At 55.1% G+C, this 20613-nt stretch carries 18 protein-coding genes and 1 pseudogene; all 19 read right to left on the bottom strand.

Annotation, left to right across the window (positions count from 1 at the left end; all coding sequences use genetic code 11):
- Window position 1: 1 nt before the first annotated feature.
- A complete protein-coding gene (locus tag QMP16_RS00770; RefSeq protein WP_282150871.1) occupies window positions 2–2206 on the bottom strand; it encodes a hybrid sensor histidine kinase/response regulator in 2205 nt (734 codons plus the stop codon).
- A gap of 3 nt (window positions 2207–2209) precedes the next feature.
- Entirely contained in the window at window positions 2210–3379 is a 1170-nt protein-coding gene (locus QMP16_RS00765) for an FIST N-terminal domain-containing protein (RefSeq protein ID WP_282150870.1), read from the bottom strand.
- A 51-nt stretch (window positions 3380–3430) separates the two neighbouring features.
- The gene (locus QMP16_RS00760; RefSeq protein WP_282150869.1) at window positions 3431–4108 is read right to left on the bottom strand and encodes a response regulator; all 678 of its coding nucleotides are present in this window, start codon (window positions 4106–4108) and stop codon (window positions 3431–3433) included.
- A gap of 96 nt (window positions 4109–4204) precedes the next feature.
- Entirely contained in the window at window positions 4205–4675 is a 471-nt protein-coding gene (locus QMP16_RS00755) for a putative molybdenum carrier protein (protein ID WP_282150868.1), read from the bottom strand.
- Window positions 4676–4707: 32 nt separating this feature from the next.
- On the bottom strand, window positions 4708–5142 hold the full coding sequence (locus tag QMP16_RS00750; RefSeq protein ID WP_282150867.1) for a hypothetical protein: 435 nt from the start codon (window positions 5140–5142) through the stop codon (window positions 4708–4710).
- On the bottom strand, window positions 5139–7205 hold the full coding sequence (locus tag QMP16_RS00745) for a glycosyltransferase (protein ID WP_282150866.1): 2067 nt from the start codon (window positions 7203–7205) through the stop codon (window positions 5139–5141). The genes QMP16_RS00750 and QMP16_RS00745 overlap by 4 nt, the downstream gene beginning before the upstream one ends.
- The gene (locus tag QMP16_RS00740; protein WP_282150865.1) at window positions 7202–8275 is read right to left on the bottom strand and encodes a glycosyltransferase; all 1074 of its coding nucleotides are present in this window, start codon (window positions 8273–8275) and stop codon (window positions 7202–7204) included. The genes QMP16_RS00745 and QMP16_RS00740 overlap by 4 nt, the downstream gene beginning before the upstream one ends.
- Before the next feature lie 14 nt (window positions 8276–8289).
- Window positions 8290–8610, bottom strand: coding sequence for a hypothetical protein (locus QMP16_RS00735; protein WP_282150864.1), 321 nt, complete (start codon window positions 8608–8610; stop codon window positions 8290–8292).
- A 76-nt stretch (window positions 8611–8686) separates the two neighbouring features.
- Window positions 8687–9997: a hypothetical protein gene (locus QMP16_RS00730; RefSeq protein ID WP_282150863.1), complete on the bottom strand. Its 1311-nt coding sequence runs from the start codon at window positions 9995–9997 to the stop codon at window positions 8687–8689.
- 1112 nt (window positions 9998–11109) lie between these two features.
- Window positions 11110–11418 carry a Dabb family protein gene (locus tag QMP16_RS00725; RefSeq protein WP_282150862.1) on the bottom strand — a complete coding sequence of 103 codons (309 nt, stop codon included), beginning with the start codon at window positions 11416–11418 and terminating at the stop codon, window positions 11110–11112.
- A 109-nt stretch (window positions 11419–11527) separates the two neighbouring features.
- Entirely contained in the window at window positions 11528–12283 is a 756-nt protein-coding gene (locus QMP16_RS00720; protein ID WP_058274761.1) for an ABC transporter ATP-binding protein, read from the bottom strand.
- Window positions 12284–12292: 9 nt separating this feature from the next.
- Window positions 12293–13048, bottom strand: coding sequence for an ABC transporter ATP-binding protein (locus tag QMP16_RS00715; protein WP_282150861.1), 756 nt, complete (start codon window positions 13046–13048; stop codon window positions 12293–12295).
- A 10-nt stretch (window positions 13049–13058) separates the two neighbouring features.
- Window positions 13059–14264, bottom strand: a complete 1206-nt coding sequence (locus tag QMP16_RS00710) for a branched-chain amino acid ABC transporter permease (RefSeq protein WP_282150860.1) — start codon at window positions 14262–14264, stop codon at window positions 13059–13061.
- Window positions 14265–14267: 3 nt separating this feature from the next.
- Window positions 14268–15299, bottom strand: a complete 1032-nt coding sequence (locus tag QMP16_RS00705) for a branched-chain amino acid ABC transporter permease (RefSeq protein WP_282150859.1) — start codon at window positions 15297–15299, stop codon at window positions 14268–14270.
- Window positions 15300–15412: 113 nt separating this feature from the next.
- On the bottom strand, window positions 15413–16759 hold the full coding sequence (locus tag QMP16_RS00700) for a substrate-binding protein (RefSeq protein WP_282150858.1): 1347 nt from the start codon (window positions 16757–16759) through the stop codon (window positions 15413–15415).
- A 615-nt stretch (window positions 16760–17374) separates the two neighbouring features.
- Window positions 17375–17916 (bottom strand): annotated as a pseudogene (locus QMP16_RS00695) (DDE-type integrase/transposase/recombinase).
- Window positions 17917–18025: 109 nt separating this feature from the next.
- Window positions 18026–19075: a hypothetical protein gene (locus QMP16_RS00690; protein WP_282150857.1), complete on the bottom strand. Its 1050-nt coding sequence runs from the start codon at window positions 19073–19075 to the stop codon at window positions 18026–18028.
- 22 nt (window positions 19076–19097) lie between these two features.
- Window positions 19098–19409, bottom strand: coding sequence for a MocE family 2Fe-2S type ferredoxin (locus QMP16_RS00685; protein ID WP_282150856.1), 312 nt, complete (start codon window positions 19407–19409; stop codon window positions 19098–19100).
- On the bottom strand, window positions 19409–20569 hold the full coding sequence (locus QMP16_RS00680; RefSeq protein WP_282150855.1) for a fatty acid desaturase family protein: 1161 nt from the start codon (window positions 20567–20569) through the stop codon (window positions 19409–19411). The genes QMP16_RS00685 and QMP16_RS00680 overlap by 1 nt, the downstream gene beginning before the upstream one ends.
- Between the last annotated feature and the right edge of the window lie 44 nt (window positions 20570–20613).

Genomic DNA, 20613 nt, shown 5'->3' with positions numbered 1-20613 from the left:
GTCAACTGACCGAAGCCTCTAACACGGATTTTAGCTTTTGTGCATCAATCGGCTTGTGCAGCAAAAGGTAGCCTGCCGTCTTGCAAAAGGCTGCCAATTCGGTCGAACGATCAGCGGAAATAATGCAACCGGGCAGTTGCCCGAATTCGCGTGTCAATTCGGCAATGGCTTCGGTACCGGTCTTTCCGCCGTCCAGTTGAAAATCGGCGACAATGACATCCGGTAAAATCCCGATCTCGTGCAGCAGGTTTGCCGCCTCATCTTTGCTGGCCGCTTCCAATACCTGAACGCCCCAGTTTTCCATCGTCATGCACAGCGCGCCGCGCAGGTTGTCATCGTTTTCAATCAGCAAGGCAACCGTCCTGTGCAGCACGTCCGAGCGCGGCTGTATCGACGGCTCACCACTATTCAGCGCATCGCGTGCCTGGCCTGCTGATGGAACCGTGATTGAAAAAACGGTTCCGCGCCCCAGTTCGGACTGCAAATGTATCGGATGTTTCAACAATCCACAGGCGCGTTCCACAATGGCAAGGCCCAAACCCATCCCTTCGGCCGCACTGGCGTCTGAATGAATACGTTTAAACTCTTGAAAAACAACGTCTCTCTGGTCTGGCGCGATCCCAATCCCTGTATCCCAAACCTGGATCGAAACGGTCTTCCCCATTCGTCTTAAACCGACCAGAACCCTGCCCATTTCCGTGTAACGGATCGCATTTGACAGCAGGTTTTGCAGAATGCGCCGCATGTAACTGGCATCACTTCTGACAACTGTATCAGTGCCGACAAATCGCAACCCAAGCCCCTTGGCTTGCGCCATAGGCCTAAAGGCGTCCTCCATCTGGGAAAAAAGCTCACCGACCGGCACTGAGGATAAGTGAACCGATGCCCGCCCGGAATCCAGTTTCGAAATATCCAGCAGCGCCTCAAGAATGTGTTCGACACTGTTTAGGGCGCTCTCTGCTTTCACCGCGACTGCGCGCGCATCGGCCTTGTCCAATCCACTGCCCAATGTCGAGACGTAGAGTTTTGCAGCCGACAGAGGTTGCAACAGATCATGGCTGGCCGCCGCGACAAAGCGCGATTTTGATGCGTTCGCGCGTTCTGCCTCGTTCAGCGCGTCCGCAAGCTCCATTGTCCGCGATGCAACGCGCTGTTCCAACAGTTCCTTGGCCTCGACCAGGGCTTGCGCGGATTTTCTGTCTTCCGTCACATCAGTGAAAGAAATCACAAATCCCTGATCCGGCATTTCCTGCGCAAAGACTGACAAAATCTTGGCACGACCGCTGTGCATCTGGAATTGCAGCGGCGGACGTTCGGTCGAGCGATTGACCCAGGCCAGCAGGTCAGCGTCGCTCACGCCGCCCTCAAAACTGATGGTCGCGCTTAACCGGTGAAACAACGTCTGGAACGGTGCTCCCATCTGAAATTGCGCATTAGGAATAGCCAGAAGTTCGCTAGCGCGGTTGTTCCACCCGACCAAACGCAGCTTACTGTCAAAGATACAGACCCCCTGATCGATATGTTCCAGTGTCGCGCGGATCAGCCGGGCCTGGTCATCTAGGATACGATCCCTTTCCTGCCGCTCGACCCGCATGATGTCGGTTACATCCGTCTGCAAAATAACGGTACCGCCATCCGGCGTCCGATGTTCCGACACCTGCATCCAGCGGTTGCCACTAAGGTGGATGTTAAAGACGACGTGATCTTCAGCATGGCGCGCCATGCGCCGTTGCACCCAGTCTTTTGGGGAAACTACTCCAGGTAGGGACAGGAACCTGGACTGGCTGACCAACCCGACATAATCGGTGAACCGCAGCCCCGGTGTCAGCTTGGTTTGGATGTCAGGCATATGCAGGCCAAAGCGGCTATTGCACAGGACCATTTCTTCATCCCGGTTGAACAGCGCAAACCCTTCCTGCACCGCCTCGATCGCATTGGCGAGGTTTGCGCGGGCGGCTTCGGTTTCCTGATTGGCCTGCGCCAGGCGCGCGTTCGAGTCGTTGAGCAAGTCCAACGCCCGTTCAAGGTCATCCGTACGCGCCCGCACTTCTTGTTCAAGCATGGCAGCCCGTTGAAACTGAGCGTAAGCCGCGCCCGAGGCGTCAGTGGATTCCTCGACCCGCCGCATCAGGGCCGCGACGATTTTCAGCAGTTTTTCATTTTGCCGATCAAGCGGATCATTGGGGTCGGTCAGGGATTCAATCATCGCCTACCCATCTTCCGGAGGGTAAATTGCGACGCCGGTCAGCGTCTGGTTCACATGGATCGAGTTGAATTGCTCGCCATAGGTCGAAAACCCGACGACATGGTTCTCAGCAAGCAGCCGCGAAATCTCGCCCATCTTTTGCTTTTCCTGTGCCTCCAGCCGGCGCAGGATGCAATCACAGCCCAGGATCGTGTCCGGACGGGTGGTCTGTGTCAGCGCAGCGATTTCTTCCTCGAGATGCGAAACCATGTCCCGAGGTTCGGCCAGCGTCAGCACCAGCCCCTCATCAATCGCGGAAAAGAACACAAGGTCACCATTGCCCGCGACGCGCTGAATGGCCCGCACATGATGCTGGCCGCCGATCTGCACAACCAGCGGGTGGGCTGCAAAGGTAAAGGTCGTCAGCTGTTCAGGGTCTTTGCCAAGTAGACGGGCATATTCGCGCGCGGCTGGCTCGGCGTTGATTTCCTGCACGATGCGGTTTGCCGGATCGGCCTTGGTGACAACCATACGCCGCGCCGTTGGCACCAGGTGATCCGTCTTGAACACTTTGATCGGGCAGCGCGTGCGAACCTGCGTCAGGATCGCCGCGTTCTGCATGGCCTGACCGTCCATCAACACATAGGTCGCTCCGAAACGGGTTCCGTCCCCTGCGGACCCGCCGAACAAGGGCACCGGCCCCAGTCCAACGGCGAGTTCCGACGTCAGCGCATCCTCTTTCGTCGACAGCCCGTCGATCATCAAAAAGGAAAACTCGTGTTTCCAATCCGGTGCGGACGCCGCCATTTCGTTACGGTTGCGGATCATCTGGTCGATGATGTCCTGCGCTGAGAAATTCCCAAGGTCGGGCACCAACAGGGTGCGCACCTCGAAATGCGAAGACGGTAGTCCGATGGCGACAATCTGATCTTCGCCATAGCCGCAATCAGCAAGCTCGCCCGCTGTGGTGCATCCGATTACAGGCGTTGGTGCAAAAGCATCGACTGCCTCGGAAATAACCGCCGCCGCATCCGCGCCGGAGCTCACGAACAGAATAACCAAGGACAAAAGATCATCGCCCAAGGATCCGGCGAGTTTTTCAATCGCCAGATCCGTGTCGCGATTTACAAAGCCCGTTTTGACGATACCTGGCGCACGGGCGGCAGCTGTCGCCCACCCGACTGCTTGGTTCATCCTGCCCACCTCCCTGAAGCGCAACGTTTTCATATGATATGGCGCGAGGGCTTATTCTTGCAAGACGCTGGCAAGAGAGGCCTTCTTGGCAAGCAGCACGGCCTGCGTACGACTTTGCACGCCGAGTTTACGCATGATTGCAGTTACATGCGCCTTGACCGTGGTTTCGGCAATGGACAGATCAAACGCAATCTGCTTGTTCAGCTTACCCTCACAGATAAGCTGCAGAATGCGCGATTGCTGATTGGTCAAAGTGGCAAGCCGATTGGCGGCGTCGCTGTGTTCTGTATCCGCATCGTCGTCAATCAGAGCAAAACCGTCTGGCACGAAGACGTCCCCGGAATGAACTGTCTCGAAAGCTGTACGAAACACGTCTCGCTGGCTGTGCTTGGGGACATAGCCTGAGGCACCCGCACGGATCACCTGACTGATCACGCGGTTCTCTGAAATCGACGACACCACGATGACCGGTGCATCGGTGGCCGCTTTGACGCGCACCAAACCTTCAAGCCCGTCCACATCCGGCAGGTTGAGGTCCAGTATAACCGCATCTGGTCGCAACCCACCGGCAATCAGAGCAATCGCGTTTTCTAATCGATCTGCGGTGTGGATTTCACCGATACGAGTGACACTTTGCAGCGTCATCGACAAAGCATCACAAAACAATGGATGGTCATCGACGATCAGGACCTTGTCAAAATCAATCTGTCCGGCGGTTTTTGCAAACATGAAACTTGGCCTTCGCAATCTGGTTGTCCCAACCCTAGCAACCGGCGGGTGCCGCGCCTACTGGCGAAACGTCGTATAGCCGGAACCCATGTTTGGCTATGCCTCCGGGCTTTGGGGCAAAATAGATTGAAGTAAGATCGCTGTCGCTTTGGCTCCGATCTGGGGCGCTTCACTTTCTCTTGGGCCAGCGATGTTCAATATCGTATTAGGTCTGGCCGTGACCCATTGCTTTACTTGGCGCGCACACGCCTCAAGCCCCTGCCCTAGATCAACGACCAAATAGGGCTTTCCGATCTCTTGCGCAAAATCGATGGTCAACTGCGTTCCCGGACTGGTCGATCCATCCACAAACACCAGCAATGCGTCACAGGCCAAAACGTTCAGCTTTGTGCGTTCGGCGACATCCGCGGACTGTGTTTCATTCAAACCAGAGAAACGATCCGGAATGCGGCCCGCCTCATTCAAGCGGCCTTTCGGAACCCAGCCGCCATAGGGAATGTCGTTTTCCAAAGCGAACTGGAAAGCCGCCATATCAACGCCTGTTTGTCCGCCGGTTATGATTTTCACAAGACGCTCCTTACCCCAAAACCGGCGTCGTGCTAACCCAACAGACCGATTTCATGTCCGTCAATGATAATCGCCAGATCCCAGTATTTTCTGATTTCTTCCTCGGCGGCCTGGGCTGCAGCGGCCTCTTCGGGCACGCGTTCGACCCGAAAGCCGAACCGTTCAAGCCCGCAATAGTCCACTTGGCTGAGAATGACGGGAAAAACCTCCCGCTCCATCGCGGCGGCGGCCAACAGCCTTGCGATACGATATGGCGTTTCTGGTGGTTCATGCACCCGCACGCCTATATGCACCGGGCCGCCGGGCTCCCGGTCCCACAGCATGAGCGAGGGGGCCAGCCGCATATTCGGAAAGATAACCTTGCCAAGTGGCTTGGCGGCACGATCCTCATTGATCAGATCGTCCAGCGGCTCGGGTCGATTTGGCGACGCTCTGCTGAGGATTTCGAACCATAGATCACTGGTCATATCCGCGCCCCCAATTCGGTTAGCAATTCGGCGGCCTTGACTGCCCCCGTCTTGGGCAGCTCAAAACCATTCAATGCGGATCGGTAAAATTCGGCTCCGTCGTGATCCAGCCAATCTGCCACTGTGCGCTCGAGCGTCATGAATTCGCGTTCGGTGATGGCGGCGCACAAGTCACGGTCGGCCATAGCTGTGGCGCGCCGTTCCTGATCGTCCAGATAGGGTGCTGACTGCGGAATAAATATCGCCGGGATGCGATGGTACAGCATCTCAAGGACCGAGTTGTACCCGGCTGCAGATATGACCACGTCCGCGGCAAGGCTAAGCTTGGTCGCTTCCAGTGTCTGAACCACGTGGGTGTTTTTCCAACCGAATGTGGCAGGCTGAACCGTGCTTCCGGGCCACGTTACAACCAGGTGCAGGCAATCATCGCGCGCCTCAAGCATGCCCGAGATCGCCTGCAATTGCGCAGACCTGTCCGAGGCAATGCCGCCGCCCAGCATGCTGACAACCAGTTGCTTGAAGTCGCGCCCGAACCGCTCCGCCAGCCGGGCCTTGAGCTGTTCTTTTTCCGCGGCGGATTGTTCCACCTGACGCACGATTGGCCCGACATAATGGACATGGTCACCATAGCTGTAGGCGTCGTTCAGCTCGTCAAATGCCTCGGAAGGCACGATGACACGGTCAAACACGCTTTCGCGGCGCAGCATAGTCTGCCTTGACCGGCCTTCGGGCCACAACCCGCGCCGGATCCAAGCCGCCGACAACTTGCGTTCACGGATCACCCGGTAGACCGAGTCAAACACGTAGCCGCCGTCAAAAACCAGCGTGTCGGTTTCTTGTAGCACCGCACCAAGACGCCGATACGTCAGCACGTCATTGCCATCTGAATTGGTCTTTGTATCGGTGCGCTGAACCAGAGGGATACAGTCGATACCCTCACGGCGAACAAGCGGGACGCAGCTGGGAAAGGCCGCGAACATTTTTGTCATGGAGTCCGGCATTTCCCGGGCAATGATGCTACACCGCTGCGCGTGGCCCAACCCCACCCCGTTTGTCGGAAAAAACAGGGTTTTAGGCTTTTCCTGTTCTGCCTGACGCTGTTTCGGCTTCAGACCTGCAGCCGTTTCCAGACGAGAAATATCAACTGTGTGCAACCATTGCGATTTCGAGGCCTGTTCGACAATTTGCGGCACGTTCCCGATCACATTGCCGATCAGATAGCCATCCAATGCGAAAGGAGTCTTGGGGCCCAGCAATGCAGGTGCGCCCGAGGACATCAGAACCTCATCGTCGGTACAGTCAATGGCGACGCCGCCAGTTGCAATCAGCTCAACCGCAAAAGCGGCCATACGAACTCCGGCAATTCCATTGCCGAACATCGCCAGAATATCCGTTGAAATCGCCAAAGTCAGCGGCGATAGTCCGGTATACAGGTAGGTCGGCAAATCGTGAAACGGCGACGCCTTGATCGCTTCATTCTGTGCGCCGCTGACAATGAGTTTCAGGTTATAGCCACTCTGGCTGCTCATCCGGGAGAAACAAGACAGCGTCTCGGGGTTGTCCAGCTCCATCGAACCCAACACAAGGGTCACGTTCGGCACCACCCGTTTGGACCGCCGCGAAACGGGCCGAACATCCGCCACCAAAGGACTTGAGGTCGATGGCAAAACCGGGCGCGGTTGAAAATCTGTCAGGTCGATCACCTGGGCTTCTCGCCCAAGCGCATAGGCCAACCGGGCCTTGGCCGCGATATAGCTTTGCTGGGTCATAAAGCGACCCGTCGCAACAACCGGGACACTCGGGTCGAGCTGTTTGTTACGCAACGACGCAAGAAGAAAATCGTCGATCTCTTCGGCACCCAGTACGAATACGGTCTGCGCCTTGTTCTCGCCCGGGTCGACAAGGAACTTGGCTGCCTCGTAAATCCTGCCACGCCCTGCATCCTCGGGCAGATAATCGGCATCAATGCACACATTGAAGCCACGTGCGGCAAGCTGCTCGGCAAAGATCAACTGCGTGTCAAACGACCGCAATGAGCGTGTGCCCACTTCGACATAGATCATTTGCTCACCCCGCTGTCGGCGGACAAAACCCCCGACAGCATCGCCTTGAATTTCTCTGCAGAGTAGTTCTGCAGCGCCGATTGCGATCTGGCCACCTGATCATGATATATCTGCGGTTGGGCGATCAGGTCGGCAATGATTGTGTCCACCTGAGATGGCTGGCAAGTCAAGACGGCATTTCCGAACGTGGCACCAGTATCGGGGTTGGTAAGAACAACCTTACCCGCGGCAACCGCCTCGGCCACAACGCGACCAAAACTTTCCTGCCATGTCGGTGCCGTGAAATATACAAAAAAGTCAATCATTCCAAAGAACTCTTGCACAGTTATGGCATCAAAGGGAAGCAAGGTCCAATGCGCGCGAAGAACACGGGCATTCAACAAAGCATCCGCCCCAAGAATTACATTGCACTGCGAATGGCTTGGAAAACAGCTGTCCAAATCAGCAATAACGGGGAACTTCTCGAATCCGGGCCGTGAATGACGCCCGCGGCGGTCCTGTGGTGTTTCACACGGGGCGCTCATCTCGGTCTCGCAAATGTTGAACCAGTCAGAGCCCAAGACGTCCCACTGCCGCGCCACGCGAGAGGTTGCCAACCAGTCGACTACGCCGCTTCGGTTAAACGGAGATATCGGCGCGAGTGTTTTCCTGAGCGAAATTGTCGAGGCTTCGATCTGGCTTAAACAGCTTGAAACATCAAACCCCTCTGCCCCGCCCGGACGCAGAAAATTCTCATGCGTGATCACGTACAGCTCGCGCGCAATGATCCTTGTGCCAAGCGTGTCCTGAAATTTCAAAAAAGACGGGTTGTGTAAAAATACGAAATCCGCGCTTATCCGTGGTGCATCCCAAATGATCGGAATGTTCAAGTCGTCCAGCACCTGCCGCAAAACCGGTGAAACGTGTTGGTTAGTGCCAAACGTCCTGGACGTGATCGCGTGCACGACCACCTGCCCGCATTCGGCGGCCACCGGCAATTCGGCCGCCACAGCCGCAGAAGTCCCGCCAGAGAACCGCGGCTCGATGACATAGGCGATCGTTGGTGTGTTTGATCGCCCGAAGGCAAGCATTTCTGACATCCGACTCAGTGTTGCCGCGAGGCATCGAATGCCTCGTTAGCCGCACGGTTCTCGCTGCTGGCCGGTGCACTGGTGGCATAGCTGAAATCCAGATTGCCAACAGACGCGACCTCGTGAAAGCTCCGTAGCTCCAGCGACAGTTCATCTTCGCCGGTCAACAGCTCAGGGTTTTTGTCGAGGTAGGAATACAGTGCCTGAATGTCATTGGTGGACAGCATTTGGTCGATGGCCAGCAGATGCTCAAGCGTAATTTCGGCACGCGCGTTTTGGGTCGTCGATAAAAATAGTAGAGCAGTTACGATGCCGATAAGTCGTCTATCCGTCATTTTGGATACCTCGTCGGAAACAATTAACAGTACAAAAACTTGAATCAGTCCTTTTCAGTATAGCTTAAAAATACAGTCATTGGGTCGTCGCTTTCTTAAGTTTGCTCAGGACCTGGCTTTTCAGTTGATTGACGCGGTTGGGGGCCTGGGTTCTGGCTGTGCTGCGTGTGTTTGTTCGCTTGACCCTGGCGACGCCAGAGCCTTTTCCTGCCAACCATAACTCTACGATTCCACTAGGAGTTTTGACGTTGGACCCTGTGAAATCCCGCAACAATGCACCGGAGTCTCTGGCAAGGGCGGCGGCTCTTTCCTCGTCCTGCTTGTGATAGAAGCGAACGTTTGACTGGGTGATCTTAAACCCCACGCGGGCTTGCCCGTTAAGCTCATGTCCGGTCGAAGTCAGGTTGGACACAACAGAATCCACAACGCTCTGCGGAACGTTGGTCGGCGCATAGATCCGGAAGGCCACGGACATATTTGCCGGGGCAGGCTCTCGTTCCGGAGGGGTGATTGCATCATTCAGCAGAGCCGGTGCGAGAGGCAAGACCGGTGATTCCAACGGGCTTGGTATCGCCGAAAGGACTGGTGCCCGTAAAGCTAATGATGTCTCGTAAGCGGCCGGTGTGATCAATGGGGCCGGCGCGTCGATTGGCATTGGCGCGATTGGCAGTGCCGCCAATTCGACAGGCTCGGGCTGGGGTTCGTATGGCAACGGTTTCGCAATCTCGGCAGCAAGGCTTGTGCCCTCTGGCCGCACGGCAATGTCCGAACCAGTTGCTTCGCTTGTCAGGAGACCCTGTTCCGGCTGAGAACCACTCTCAGGCTCGGTCAAGAGGACATCCAAAGATACTTGCGTTGCGGTATAGTCCAGTACACCGGGCTGGATCGGAATTACAGGCGGACGCATTGTTGTTGGGGTTGCAGCTACGTTTACGCCTTTCAAAAACTCTTCGGGTTTTGCCACTGTCACAGTTGTTTCAAGCAAAGCGACAGAAGTGCTGAAAATTTCCGGCGTGGATTGAAGCCGGACAAAACCAAGATTCAACTCTTCCCGAGGTCGAAAGCTTAGCATGGTTATCGGCAATGGTGGCTGGACAAGGGTCGGCACGAAAGACCGAACACTAGGTGCCAAGCGCGACAATTCTGGTTTGCTACCGCCCGGTTGCTCGGACAAATCTGATAAGGGTAGCGACAACGAGGCCAAATCCTGTGACGCGGTTGTGTCCCCGTCAGGCAAAATCGATTCAGATGGTACATCGAACACGGTTTCAGAAGTTACAGTCGGGTCCGCCGCATCACCTGTAATGTCGGACGGCAGCACCGAGCGCTCGGCGAGTTCCGCGTCTTGTTGCATGATCGCGCCTGTTGCCGCGGTCTCTTGGCTCACCAAACCTGCATTTTCGGTTGGACCGGGGGCGTTCAACCCAGACAAAATCAAAAAAACCGACGACGACGCAACAACACCGATGCCGCATCCTGCCGCGACCAGTCCCAACCGCATCTTGAGACGCTTACGAGTCTGGTCGTCTGTCCTTTCCAGTAGGGTGCTGCGCAAACGATCCGTAAACCCATCTTCGGGTAACTTTGGGACTGGTATCGGATCGACTATACCCCCCGGTATGTTGCCAGGATGGATGCCCTGCACTGACCCGCCATTTGGTGGCACGGCGCTTGCTTCAGCTTGTTTATCGCGTGTGACGTTTCCTGTCGCGCACTTGTCATAATTGACGGTTTGGCTGTCAGCCCGCCCCGCAGTCGCTTTTTGAACCGACTCATCAGATTGGCGAGAATTCGGTGCCTGAGGTGGCTTACTAGCGGTTTCAGGCCGCCCCGCCGCTTTGTTTAAAGCGTCTCTCGATCGATCACCATCGGTTGACTGCAAGCTCGTATTGGGGCCAGTATCAGACGATTGCGAAGTAGCACACTCTGCCTTTCGGGCCGCGAGGTTAATTGCCCTTTGTTTCCGAGCTTTTTCAAGCATCTCCTGCCATTCAGGAGATTGCACAAAGTCATAAACACCCGACACTTTGTTAGCGTCTTTTTTGGCAACTTCAGGGCGAGCTTTTGGATCGCTGGCCTTTGTCATCAATACCCCCGAACTGGCCGCCGGAACACGCTCTTCGCTGTCGCAACTCGGGCAAACCAAATACACTCGTGAACATCAAAAAATTCAAAAAAATGTACTAAGCATTATAAAAAATTGACCGGTAGAAGACAAGTAATCCGGTGTTCGGCGTACAACTATTGCCTTTTTCGCAAGGGAAGGATGCGCCATTGTGGGCCCAGCCTGTGCCCTGGCACCATCTGCGTCGGCTCAGCGATTTCAGTAAAATGGGGTTCTTCAAATCATTGATGATCAAGTTGATCAGGGTCGTTTCCGCAGATCGCAAACTTGACGCCGAACGCTTACAGGGACACGGGCGCGCGGCACCAAGCTGCACCGTTCAGCACACAGTTTCAATCAGCCCTTCGGAATTTGGCTGAAACAGTTTCACTATCTCAGACCTCTAAATCCAGGACCAGAATTCCGTCGATACCGCCCACGGTGTTTTCGACCAACTGCGCGCCCAGCGCTTTGTGCCTCTCGTTGCTTTGGTAGCTGGCCAATGCGGTCCAATCATCGAAATCAATCACAAACCCATGCTTGTAACCGCGTTCGATCTGTTCAGGGCTTTCACTGCGGCCACCGGTAAACCCGCCTGCACCCGGCAGGGCGTCGGTCAGGTCCGACAGGCCCCTGTAAATCTTCCCGATGGTCTCTTCCGTCACGTCGGACCGGAATTTTGTCAGAACGATATGCCGGATCATAGTCAGGTGCCTTGATCATAAGTGTAGGAGCGCAAGCGTCCGAAGAATTCGAGCGTCACCATAACTAAGGCGTTTGCAACCACAATGTACCTAAAACTCGGAGCCTGCCCTAGATGGCCAAATACTCCTCGCGTAGGCCGGTGTCTTGAAGCACCTCGTTCGCCGTCCCATCAAAAACGATTGTGCCGGTGTCCAGAATGATCGCGCGATCGGCTAACTCCAATGCTCGGACGGCGTTCTGTTCGACGATGATCGTGGTCATGCCCTGTTGCTTGACATGAGCCAGTGTTTTTTCAATCTCGTCGACAATGACCGGGGCCAGACCTTCGTAAGGCTCATCCAGAAGCAGGACCTTGATATCCCGAGCAAGGGCTCTGGCGATTGACAGCATCTGCTGTTCGCCACCCGACAATGTAATCCCCTCTTGTTTCCTGCGTTCGCCTAGACGCGGGAACAGTTCATACAACCGCTCCAGGGACCATCCGACCGGCGGCGCAATCTGGGCAAGCTGCAGGTTTTCCTCAACGGTCAGCCCTGGGATAATTCGTCTGTCTTCCGGTACAAGGCCAAGGCCAACAGACGCCGCTTCGTAGCTTGTCATATTGTGTAGCGGCTGGTGATCCAGCCAGATTTCACCGTGCCTTACTTCGGGATCGCCTACCCGCGCAATCGACCGGAGTGTCGAGGTTTTGCCAGCGCCGTTCCGTCCAAGCAGAGCCAGAATCTCGCCTTCGTGCACATTAAAACTGACGCCCTGCACGATATAGCTTTCTCCGTAATACGAATGCATGTCCCATACAGACAGGAACGCAGGCGCGGTACTTGCCCTATTGGCGTTTTTTGAAAAGTCGGGTTTCTCGTTCATAGCTTTTCCTTACGCCGCCTCGCCCAGATAGGCTTCACGAACCTTGGGATGTCCACGGATTTTTTCTGGAGTATCTTCGACCAGCGGCGTCCCCTGCGCCAGAACTGTGATGCGTTCCGCAAGGCTGAAGACCACATGCATGTCATGCTCGATAATGGCGATGGTTATGTCGCGCTCATCCTTGATCTGCTTTAGCAAATCGATGGTGTTGTTGGTGTCCGCCCGCGCCATGCCCGCTGTAGGTTCGTCCAGCAACAACAGCCGCGGATTTTGACTGAGGCACATGCCAATCTCAAGTCTCCGCTTGTCGCCCCGAGACAGCGACGCCGCGTGCATTTCGCGTTTGTCGGCCATGTTCATCTCTTCCAGCATGACTTCGGCCTGTTCGACGACCTGACGTTCGCTAGCGATAGTCTCATAGGCATGCATCCGGAACGCGCCATCCCGCATCGCGAAGATCGGGATCAGCATATTCTCCATCACCGTCAGCTCGCCAAAGATCTCAGGCGTTTGGAACACACGGCTGATGCCCATCTGGTTGATCTGGAACGGCTCGAGCCCCAGAACCGAGTTGTTGTTGAACAACACCGACCCGGTGTCCGGCATCAGCTTGCCCACCAGACAGTTCAGCAGCGTCGACTTGCCCGCGCCATTGGGGCCGATGATTGCGTGAACCGAGTTCTCTTCGATGTTGAGGTTCACATCTGTCAGCGCCTTGAGGCCACCGAAGCGTTTGCTGACGTCTTTCACTCTTAGAATTGCCATTTCTCGCCCCTTATTCCGCCGGTTCTGTTTTGCCCGAGGGCGCATCGTCGGTGTCTTTATTCTTGCGCTTGAAGCGCTTGAGCAAACGTTGTCCACCTTCAACAAGACCGCCCGGCAGATAGATGACAACCAGCATGAACAGGATGCCCAGCGTCAGGTGCCAGCCTTTGCCGATGAACGGATGGATCACGAACACCACGGCATCCTCCAACCCGTCAGGCAGGAATGCGAACCAGCTGTGCAGGACGTTGTCGTTGATCTTCGAGAAGATGTTCTCGAAATACTTGATGAAACCTGCGCCCAGAACCGGGCCGATCAACGTGCCCGTACCACCGAGGATCGTCATCAGAACCACCTCGCCTGATGCAGTCCACTGCATGCGTTCGGCACCGGCCAGTGGGTCCATGGCGGCCATCAAACCACCGGCCAGACCGGCGTACATGCCGGAAATCACAAAGGCCGCCAGCGTGTATGGCTTGGAGTTCAGACCCGTATAGTTCATCCGCTGTTGGTTCGATTTTACCGCCCGCAGCATCATGCCAAAGGGCGACCGGAAGATACGGATAGACAGGTAGAACACGGCCATCATTATGATTGCGCACAAGTAGTAACCCGCGTTGAAGTCAAAGCTCCACGCGCCCACATCCATCGTGTACGTCGCGCGCATTGGCAATCCGAATAGATGCGGTAGATCCGGCGCGTTAGCGCCCTGCAGGATCTGCGGATCGTCCGCATAAACCTGCAGGCCGGTTTCCCCGTTCGTCAGGTTAAACTTGGGGTTTGACAGCACTGAGTAGGCCAGCGCAAAGCTCATTTGTGCGAAGGCCAGCGTCAGGATCGAGAAATAGATCCCCGACCGCCGCAAGCTGATGAACCCGATAAGTAGTGAGAACAGGCCCGCGACGACGACACTCAGCGCGATGGCTGGAATGACGTTGTAGCTGAGCAGTTTGAACATCCAAACTGCCGAGTATGACCCTACGCCCAGAAAGGCCGCGTGACCGAAAGACAAGTACCCGGTCAGGCCAAACAGAATGTTGAACCCGATGGCAAAGATCCCGAAAATCACGAACCTCTGCATCAAATCCGGGTAACCCGCGTTGAACTGCGCCATGGCGCTGCCCTCTGGAAACGGGTTCAGGATGAAAGGCGCCAGCAAAGTCAGGAGTGCGACGACGATCAGCAGGCTGGTGTCTTTTTTATTCAGTCCCAACATTGATTATTCCTCCATCACGCCCTTGCGCCCCATCAGCCCGCGCGGACGCGTCAGCAGCACGATGATGGCGACAAGGTAGATGATGATCTGATTGATGCCTGGGATCGTTGTGGTGGCCCAGGTGGTCGAGGCAAAGCTTTCCAGAATGCCCAGCAAAAAGCCTGCCAGAACGGCGCCTGGCAATGACCCCATTCCGCCAACAACAACCACGACGAAGCTAAGGACCAGAAAGTCCATTCCCATGTGGTAGTTCGGCGGGTTGAGCGGCCCGTACATCACACCGGCCAGTCCGGCGACACCGGCAGCAATGCCAAACATAATGGTAAACCGGCGGTCAATATTGATGCCCAGCAGGCCCACCGTTTCCCGGTCAGCCATCCCAGCACGGACAACCATCCCGAAGGTGGTGAACTGCAGGAAGGAAAACACTGCGCCGATAATGCCTACGGCAAAGCCAAAATAGACCAATCGCCAAATCGGGTAGATGATTGCATTGGGATCAAAACCAACCATGGTACCCAGATCGACAGATCCGCTCAGCACATCGGGTGGAGGGGTCTGGATCGGGTTGGCGCCGAAGAAATACTTGACGATTTCCTGCAGAACGATCGCAAGACCAAAGGTCACCAGGATCTGGTCTGCATGCGGGCGCTTGTAGAAATGTTTGATCAGCCCGCGTTCCATCACATAGCCAACCAGCAACATGATCGGGATCGCAAACAGGATGGACAGCGGAACGGACCAGTCGATAATCGTTGCGCCGACTTCGGGGCCGAACCAGGCCTCGATATAAGGGGTTTCGACCTTCAGCGGATTACCCAGAAAGTCTTTTTGCGTTTCATCCAGGGTCACGAAACTCAGGTTCAGCAGCTTTTGCAAAGTAACGGCGCAGAACGCGCCAATCATGAACAAAGCCCCGTGGGCAAAGTTCACGACGCCGAGCGTCCCGAAGATCAGAGTCAGGCCCAGCGCGATCAGCGCATAAGCCGAGCCCTTGTCCAGACCGTTGAGTATTTGCAGTAGGATGGCGTCCATTGGGCCCACCTCAGGGTTGGTCAGTGTGGATTGAGTGGTTGGGACCAGGCCCACAGGCCTGGCCGTAAGTCGTCTGACCGCCGAGAACGACGGTCAGACATTCGCCAAAAGGCTTACGCGCCCGGATTGCACTTGCCCAGTTCGCCACCGGCGAACATCGGGTGCTCGGGATCGTACTCGACCTGCGCACGCGGCGTGATCTCGACGATTTCAAGCGTGTCATACGCGTTGGTCGGGTTCTCGTTGCCACGCACAACCAGCACATCCTTAAAGCACTGGTGATCGGCCCCGCGATACCAGGTGGGACCATTGCCCAGCCCGTCGAACTCAAAGTCTTCCAGAGCTTCGGCAACACCACAGGGGTTGAAGGTGCCCGCACGCTCACATGCATCCGCATAAAGCAGCACTTGTGCATAACAGGTCTGAGCAGAGTTGGACGGCGGCTTGCCGTATTTCTCACCAAAGGACTTCACGAAGGCCTTTGTGCCCTCATCCTGCAACTGCCAGTTCCAGTTCATCGAGCCCAGAACACCCTTGATGTTCTCGCCCGCACCAGCGGCCATCAGCTCGGAATACAGTGGCACGACGATCTTGAAGTCCTTGCCGTTTGCAACCTTGTCGAGCAGACCGAACTGGATCGCGTTGGTCAGCGAGTTCACCATGTTGCCGCCATAGTGGTTTAGAACCAGCACGTCCGCGCCAGAGTTCAGAACCGGTGCGATGTAGGACGAGAAGTCCGTGGACGCCAGCGGTGTTTTGACCGTGTTGACCGTCTCCCAGCCCAGGGCTTCGGTCGAGGCAACGATCGACTCTTCCTGGGTCCAGCCCCAGTTGTAGTCGGCCGTCAGGTGATAGGCGCGACGTTCTTTACCCATCTCAGCCGCCAGCACCGGCGCCAGAGCGGCGCCCGACATGTAGGCATTGAAGAAGTGACGGAAACCGTTGGCCTTCTTGTCCTTGCCCGTGGTGTCGTTTGCATGTGTCAGGCCGGCCATGAAAATGACGCCCGCCTCTTGGCACAGGCCCTGAACCGCAACGGCCACGCCCGAGGACGAACCACCATTGATCATGATTGCGCCGTCTTTTTCGATCATCGATTTGGCCGATGCGCGGGCTGCATCCGATTTGGTCTGGGTGTCGCCGGTGACGAACCCGACCTTCTTGCCGAGGATACCGTTCCCCTGAAGCGCCTTCGACGAGAATGTGTTCAAGCAACCACCGTCACCTTCGCCGTTCAGATGTTCGACCGCCAGCTGTTGCGCCAGCAATTCGTCATTGCCTTCGTCGGCATAAGGTCCGGTTTGCGGAACATTGAAGCCCAGAGTGACGGATGACCCTGTCGGCTCATTCGTAAAGGCAGCGGCGGACGAAGCCGTAAAGATCGTAGGCAGGGCCAGACCAGTACCTGCAACGGCACCAGACTTCAGCACGCCGCGGCGCGTGACATTTTTCTTAGTCATTTATTCCTCCCATTTCCATTTTTCGTCCTTTGGCTCCTCTTCCAGCAGACGAAAGCGCACTTTTGTGCATTCCAATAATGGAAATCGGACTGAAAATTTCTCAATAAATTACTAGTATTGAAACAAAATTTTGTAAATTTGTTCACGAAATTTAAGAATTTTTGTAAAGAAAGTGACAGCCAGCCCTGCCCCGGCAGTGTCGCGCCAGTCATCGTGGGGGACTTATCTTGTGCCTCCAGCATGGTAGCCATAGCGCATGGGCAGTTGGGTGCAAGCTGAGCATGAGACCAGGAATTGGCCACCTGCGGTACTGTATCAATACAACGCGGCTCGCTGTCTATTTCGATTGATCCTGATGTAAACCGGGCGCTCAGGCCAAACGGCAAACGGGGCTGGACTGGATTGCACCGGACCGCAGCGGATTTTGCCGCCGCCCGAAACGCGGCAGTTCGAGCGCCCCGATATTTGGGTAAGGCGTTGCGGCAGAAAACACATTTGAATTGAGGCAGGTATGAGTGGCGGGGCTGTCAGACAAATTCGTACCAGTCTCAGTCTACTTCAGAAAACCGGAAACTAGGCGGAACTAAGTTGGCTCCACGCGGAAAGAGCGGCGGTTTAACTGTGTTTGAACATGTCGCGTGAGTAAAGCTGCCGTTCATGATTGAAGTGACTATGGACGATAGAGTCGTCTGCGGCGAACTTTTGAAAAAATCACATTTGCCGGATGCAGAGCATCGCACGTTCTTTTCGCCGACGGAAGATGTGAATACTCAGCAAGATTGTTCTTCCAACGGCCAGTTTCTTGCTTTGAGGCATTCCCTATGACTTTCATCGCCGCGTCGTAAGAGTGCAATTTGTCAGTGACGACGAAACCTGGCTGGCCGTATCGATTCATCGCTTTTTTCGGGTGTATAAGGGCCGCAACACGATCCCGGCGCTTCGTGAAATAGCTTTTCAGCACCTCGCCTTCATGGTCAGCTGCCCGCCACAGGCAATATTGCTTGCCGTTGATCTTCAACGATAGCCTTATTTAGATGCCGCTAACAGTTCGCGGAACATTGCATCCGATTTATGTGTTTTCGGCTAATTTCTGCAACACAGATAGGGCCAAACCTATTCAACCAGAATCGAACGTACAGCATCACTGCTAGACGAATGACCTCCGGGTTGGTTTTGAAGCAGCGAAAAAGTGAGCGTTTTTGTCGTTAAGCGAAGCTACGAAACTGCCCTGCCTGTCTCAAACCAATTTCCCCTGGCACCACCCGTTTAAATGTTCAGGGCTTGCGGATCGAATGGCACAAAAATCTCCTGATTTTCTGTACCTCGGATCAAGAGTTGGTTTCCCAGAGTCTCAACTGCAATCACCCTGGTTCCACTACGCCAACGAAGCGCCCCGATTACATGTGCAACCTCAACTTGGCGATCGGGGTTTAGATGAATGACGCCGTGATCGTTCGGGAAACTGTTTTCGACATTTCCCAGGATAGGCGAAGCGGCCCCCTCCTCAACCCCAAGGCAGGCGAAGTGGCGGCCCGACCAAGGAGCATAAAATCGACCACCGTTCGAATGCCACAACATCGTCATCGGCAAAGCCTGAGCCGATTTAAGCGACAGGAACATGTCGCCCTCCACGGGGCGAGTTACCGCGGTCCACCCCAATTTCTCTTCAGGCGAATCCAATCCAACAACAAAGTCTTCACTCTTCGGAGACCATGGGTAGTTTGACAGATTCACTTCGCGGTCTTTCCCGGGAAAAGACGCCAACGTTTGGCTTTCAGCCGGATATCTAAGCGCTGAATAGCCTAATGCCGGATCAACTTCCTGTTCAACCCTAGGCGTCCTCCAACACTGCTTTCGAGAGGTTTGAATGATCCCGCCCTTGGGCAAGGATACATTTGCATGATTTGCAACTGGCACCACGCCGTCGCCACCAATGAAAGTGTGACGCTGGTAGACGAATGGATGCTCAGGATGCAGTGTAATCTCTTTTTGCAGCCTAGCTCCATAGACCGTTCTGTCGAGCTCAGCGCGCAAATAGCTGTCGGTCTTTTCTTCTAGTCCCCAACGGGAGTTAGCTGGCCACCCATGCAGCGGCGATGTCCCCTCAGTTGACCCAAATGGGGCGCAGAAGAAATCACCGCCGAGTTTTTCCAGGTGGGGCGCTACACCTTCGGGCATAACTTCGTCTGTGCCGACCCAAGGTGCGCGATGTAGTGGTGAAATCTCAGCGTCACCGTCGTACACACTGAAACTCTCGATCAACCCCAACTGCAAATCGAATGAAAGCCGGATGCCTGTTGCGGACAGTTCGATCACAAACCACTCCAAACCCAAATAATCATTTTATCAATGCCATGATGCGACCATTTCCTACTCTGGTTTCGTAGGTGCGGAGATCTTCGCATGCGGGTGCCCTCAGAGCTTTGCCCGTGCGATAGTCGAATAGCCCATTATGCTTGGGGCACTCTATTTCATTTTCCATTACCAGACCTTCCGATAAGTGCACTTGTTCGTGTGTACAAAGACCATCGGTGCAATAGAACTCATTGTCCAAACTACGAACAATCACGTAGGTTCTACCGTCGTAATCCCAACGAATGACATCTTCTTCCTCAACATCATCTATGGCGCATGCGTCAACCCAAGGCATTACGTTCCTCCTCGATCACCGATTTCTAACCCTGTGTATCTCTCGGGAACTGCCACGTGCAAATGTTCCCGATATGGGCGGGCCGTCGGCGGGAGAGACTTTCGTACGGCATGGTTCGGATCTACTCGCTGCTTCATGACGGAACCCATCATTTCTTTGTAGCCATCCCAAATCGAAGTGTTCGGCGGCGGCAGGTCATCCTTGATCAGATCATGAAGCGCTGGAAGAGAATAATACGGAACCATGGGGAACATATGATGCTCAATATGGTAGTTCATGTTCCAGTAAACCCAACGGCTTATCGGGTTCATGTAAAGTGTTCGGGAATTCAACCGGTGATCAAGAACGTTCTCAGCCAGTCCTCCATGCTGAAGCAGGCCCGTCATTACAAAATGCCAGCACCCATAGACCCGAGGACCCCCAATCAAGAGAATTGGGATCAGAGATTTCCATCCGGCCCCAGAGACAAGCAATACAAATGAAACCACCAAAACAGCGGCGTAGATTGCAATGTGAACCCGCGCCCAAAAGACCGCCTTGGGCCATTGGCTTTCCGGAATGTAATCCCACTCTTCTTGCGACAAGTTTCCCATCGCATTTCGCATCAGAACTTTGAGCGAAGTCCACGTTTCAACAATCCCCACAAACGCAAGCGCCTTCAGGATCAGGCTGATCGGGTGCATCCACGCTATTTCCGGATCGCGGCCAACAATGAGTGTATCGGTGTGATGCCGCGCGTGGCTCCAGCGCCAATTGACCGGGTTTCGCATGATCTGGAAGGACGCGATGTGGTACACGACGTCGTTCATCCAGCGGGTTCGAAAGGCTGTTCCGTGTCCGCATTCGTGCCAACGGCTGTCGCAGGCAGAACCATACACGACGCCGTATGCAAACCAGAAAGGCACGCAAAGCCAGCTACCCCAGAAGTACAGCCCGCCAGCCGCAAATACAAAGTGCAAAGCGATCCAGATCACAGTGTCACGAATGGCTGGTGCATCTCTACGTTTCATAAGCGATTTCAGCTTCTTACGAGGAACATCACTGTGGTACCACTCTGCGGCCGACAAACCGTTTTCTATCGCTTGACGCGTATTCACACCAGTCAGGGAATAATCCCGAACAGTGAGTTCAGAGCCAATGGGTGTGGTCGACTTACTCATTTCCCCTTTCTCCATCGCTCACAACGCGTCCCGCTTCTGGCTAG

The sequence above is a fragment of the Ruegeria atlantica genome, assembly GCF_947495585.1.
GTDB classification, from domain to species: Bacteria; Pseudomonadota; Alphaproteobacteria; order Rhodobacterales; family Rhodobacteraceae; genus Ruegeria; species Ruegeria atlantica_G.
This window is presented reverse-complemented; position numbering and strand designations above follow the sequence as displayed.

Bases quoted from the DNA above. Each gene is read 5' to 3' on its own strand.
- QMP16_RS00770 (WP_282150871.1), bottom strand. From the start codon at position 2,206: ATGATTGAATCCCTGACCGACCCCAATGATCCGCTTGATCGGCAAAAT.
- QMP16_RS00765 (WP_282150870.1), bottom strand. From the start codon at position 3,379: ATGAACCAAGCAGTCGGGTGGGCGACAGCTGCCGCCCGTGCGCCAGGT.
- QMP16_RS00760 (WP_282150869.1), bottom strand. From the start codon at position 4,108: ATGTTTGCAAAAACCGCCGGACAGATTGATTTTGACAAGGTCCTGATC.
- QMP16_RS00750 (WP_282150867.1), bottom strand. From the start codon at position 5,142: ATGACCAGTGATCTATGGTTCGAAATCCTCAGCAGAGCGTCGCCAAAT.
- QMP16_RS00745 (WP_282150866.1), bottom strand. From the start codon at position 7,205: ATGATCTATGTCGAAGTGGGCACACGCTCATTGCGGTCGTTTGACACG.
- QMP16_RS00740 (WP_282150865.1), bottom strand. From the start codon at position 8,275: ATGCTTGCCTTCGGGCGATCAAACACACCAACGATCGCCTATGTCATC.
- QMP16_RS00735 (WP_282150864.1), bottom strand. From the start codon at position 8,610: ATGACGGATAGACGACTTATCGGCATCGTAACTGCTCTACTATTTTTA.
- QMP16_RS00725 (WP_282150862.1), bottom strand. From the start codon at position 11,418: ATGATCCGGCATATCGTTCTGACAAAATTCCGGTCCGACGTGACGGAA.
- QMP16_RS00720 (WP_058274761.1), bottom strand. From the start codon at position 12,283: ATGAACGAGAAACCCGACTTTTCAAAAAACGCCAATAGGGCAAGTACC.
- QMP16_RS00715 (WP_282150861.1), bottom strand. From the start codon at position 13,048: ATGGCAATTCTAAGAGTGAAAGACGTCAGCAAACGCTTCGGTGGCCTC.
- QMP16_RS00710 (WP_282150860.1), bottom strand. From the start codon at position 14,264: ATGTTGGGACTGAATAAAAAAGACACCAGCCTGCTGATCGTCGTCGCA.
- QMP16_RS00705 (WP_282150859.1), bottom strand. From the start codon at position 15,299: ATGGACGCCATCCTACTGCAAATACTCAACGGTCTGGACAAGGGCTCG.
- QMP16_RS00700 (WP_282150858.1), bottom strand. From the start codon at position 16,759: ATGACTAAGAAAAATGTCACGCGCCGCGGCGTGCTGAAGTCTGGTGCC.
- QMP16_RS00685 (WP_282150856.1), bottom strand. From the start codon at position 19,409: ATGCCTTGGGTTGACGCATGCGCCATAGATGATGTTGAGGAAGAAGAT.
- QMP16_RS00680 (WP_282150855.1), bottom strand. From the start codon at position 20,569: ATGAGTAAGTCGACCACACCCATTGGCTCTGAACTCACTGTTCGGGAT.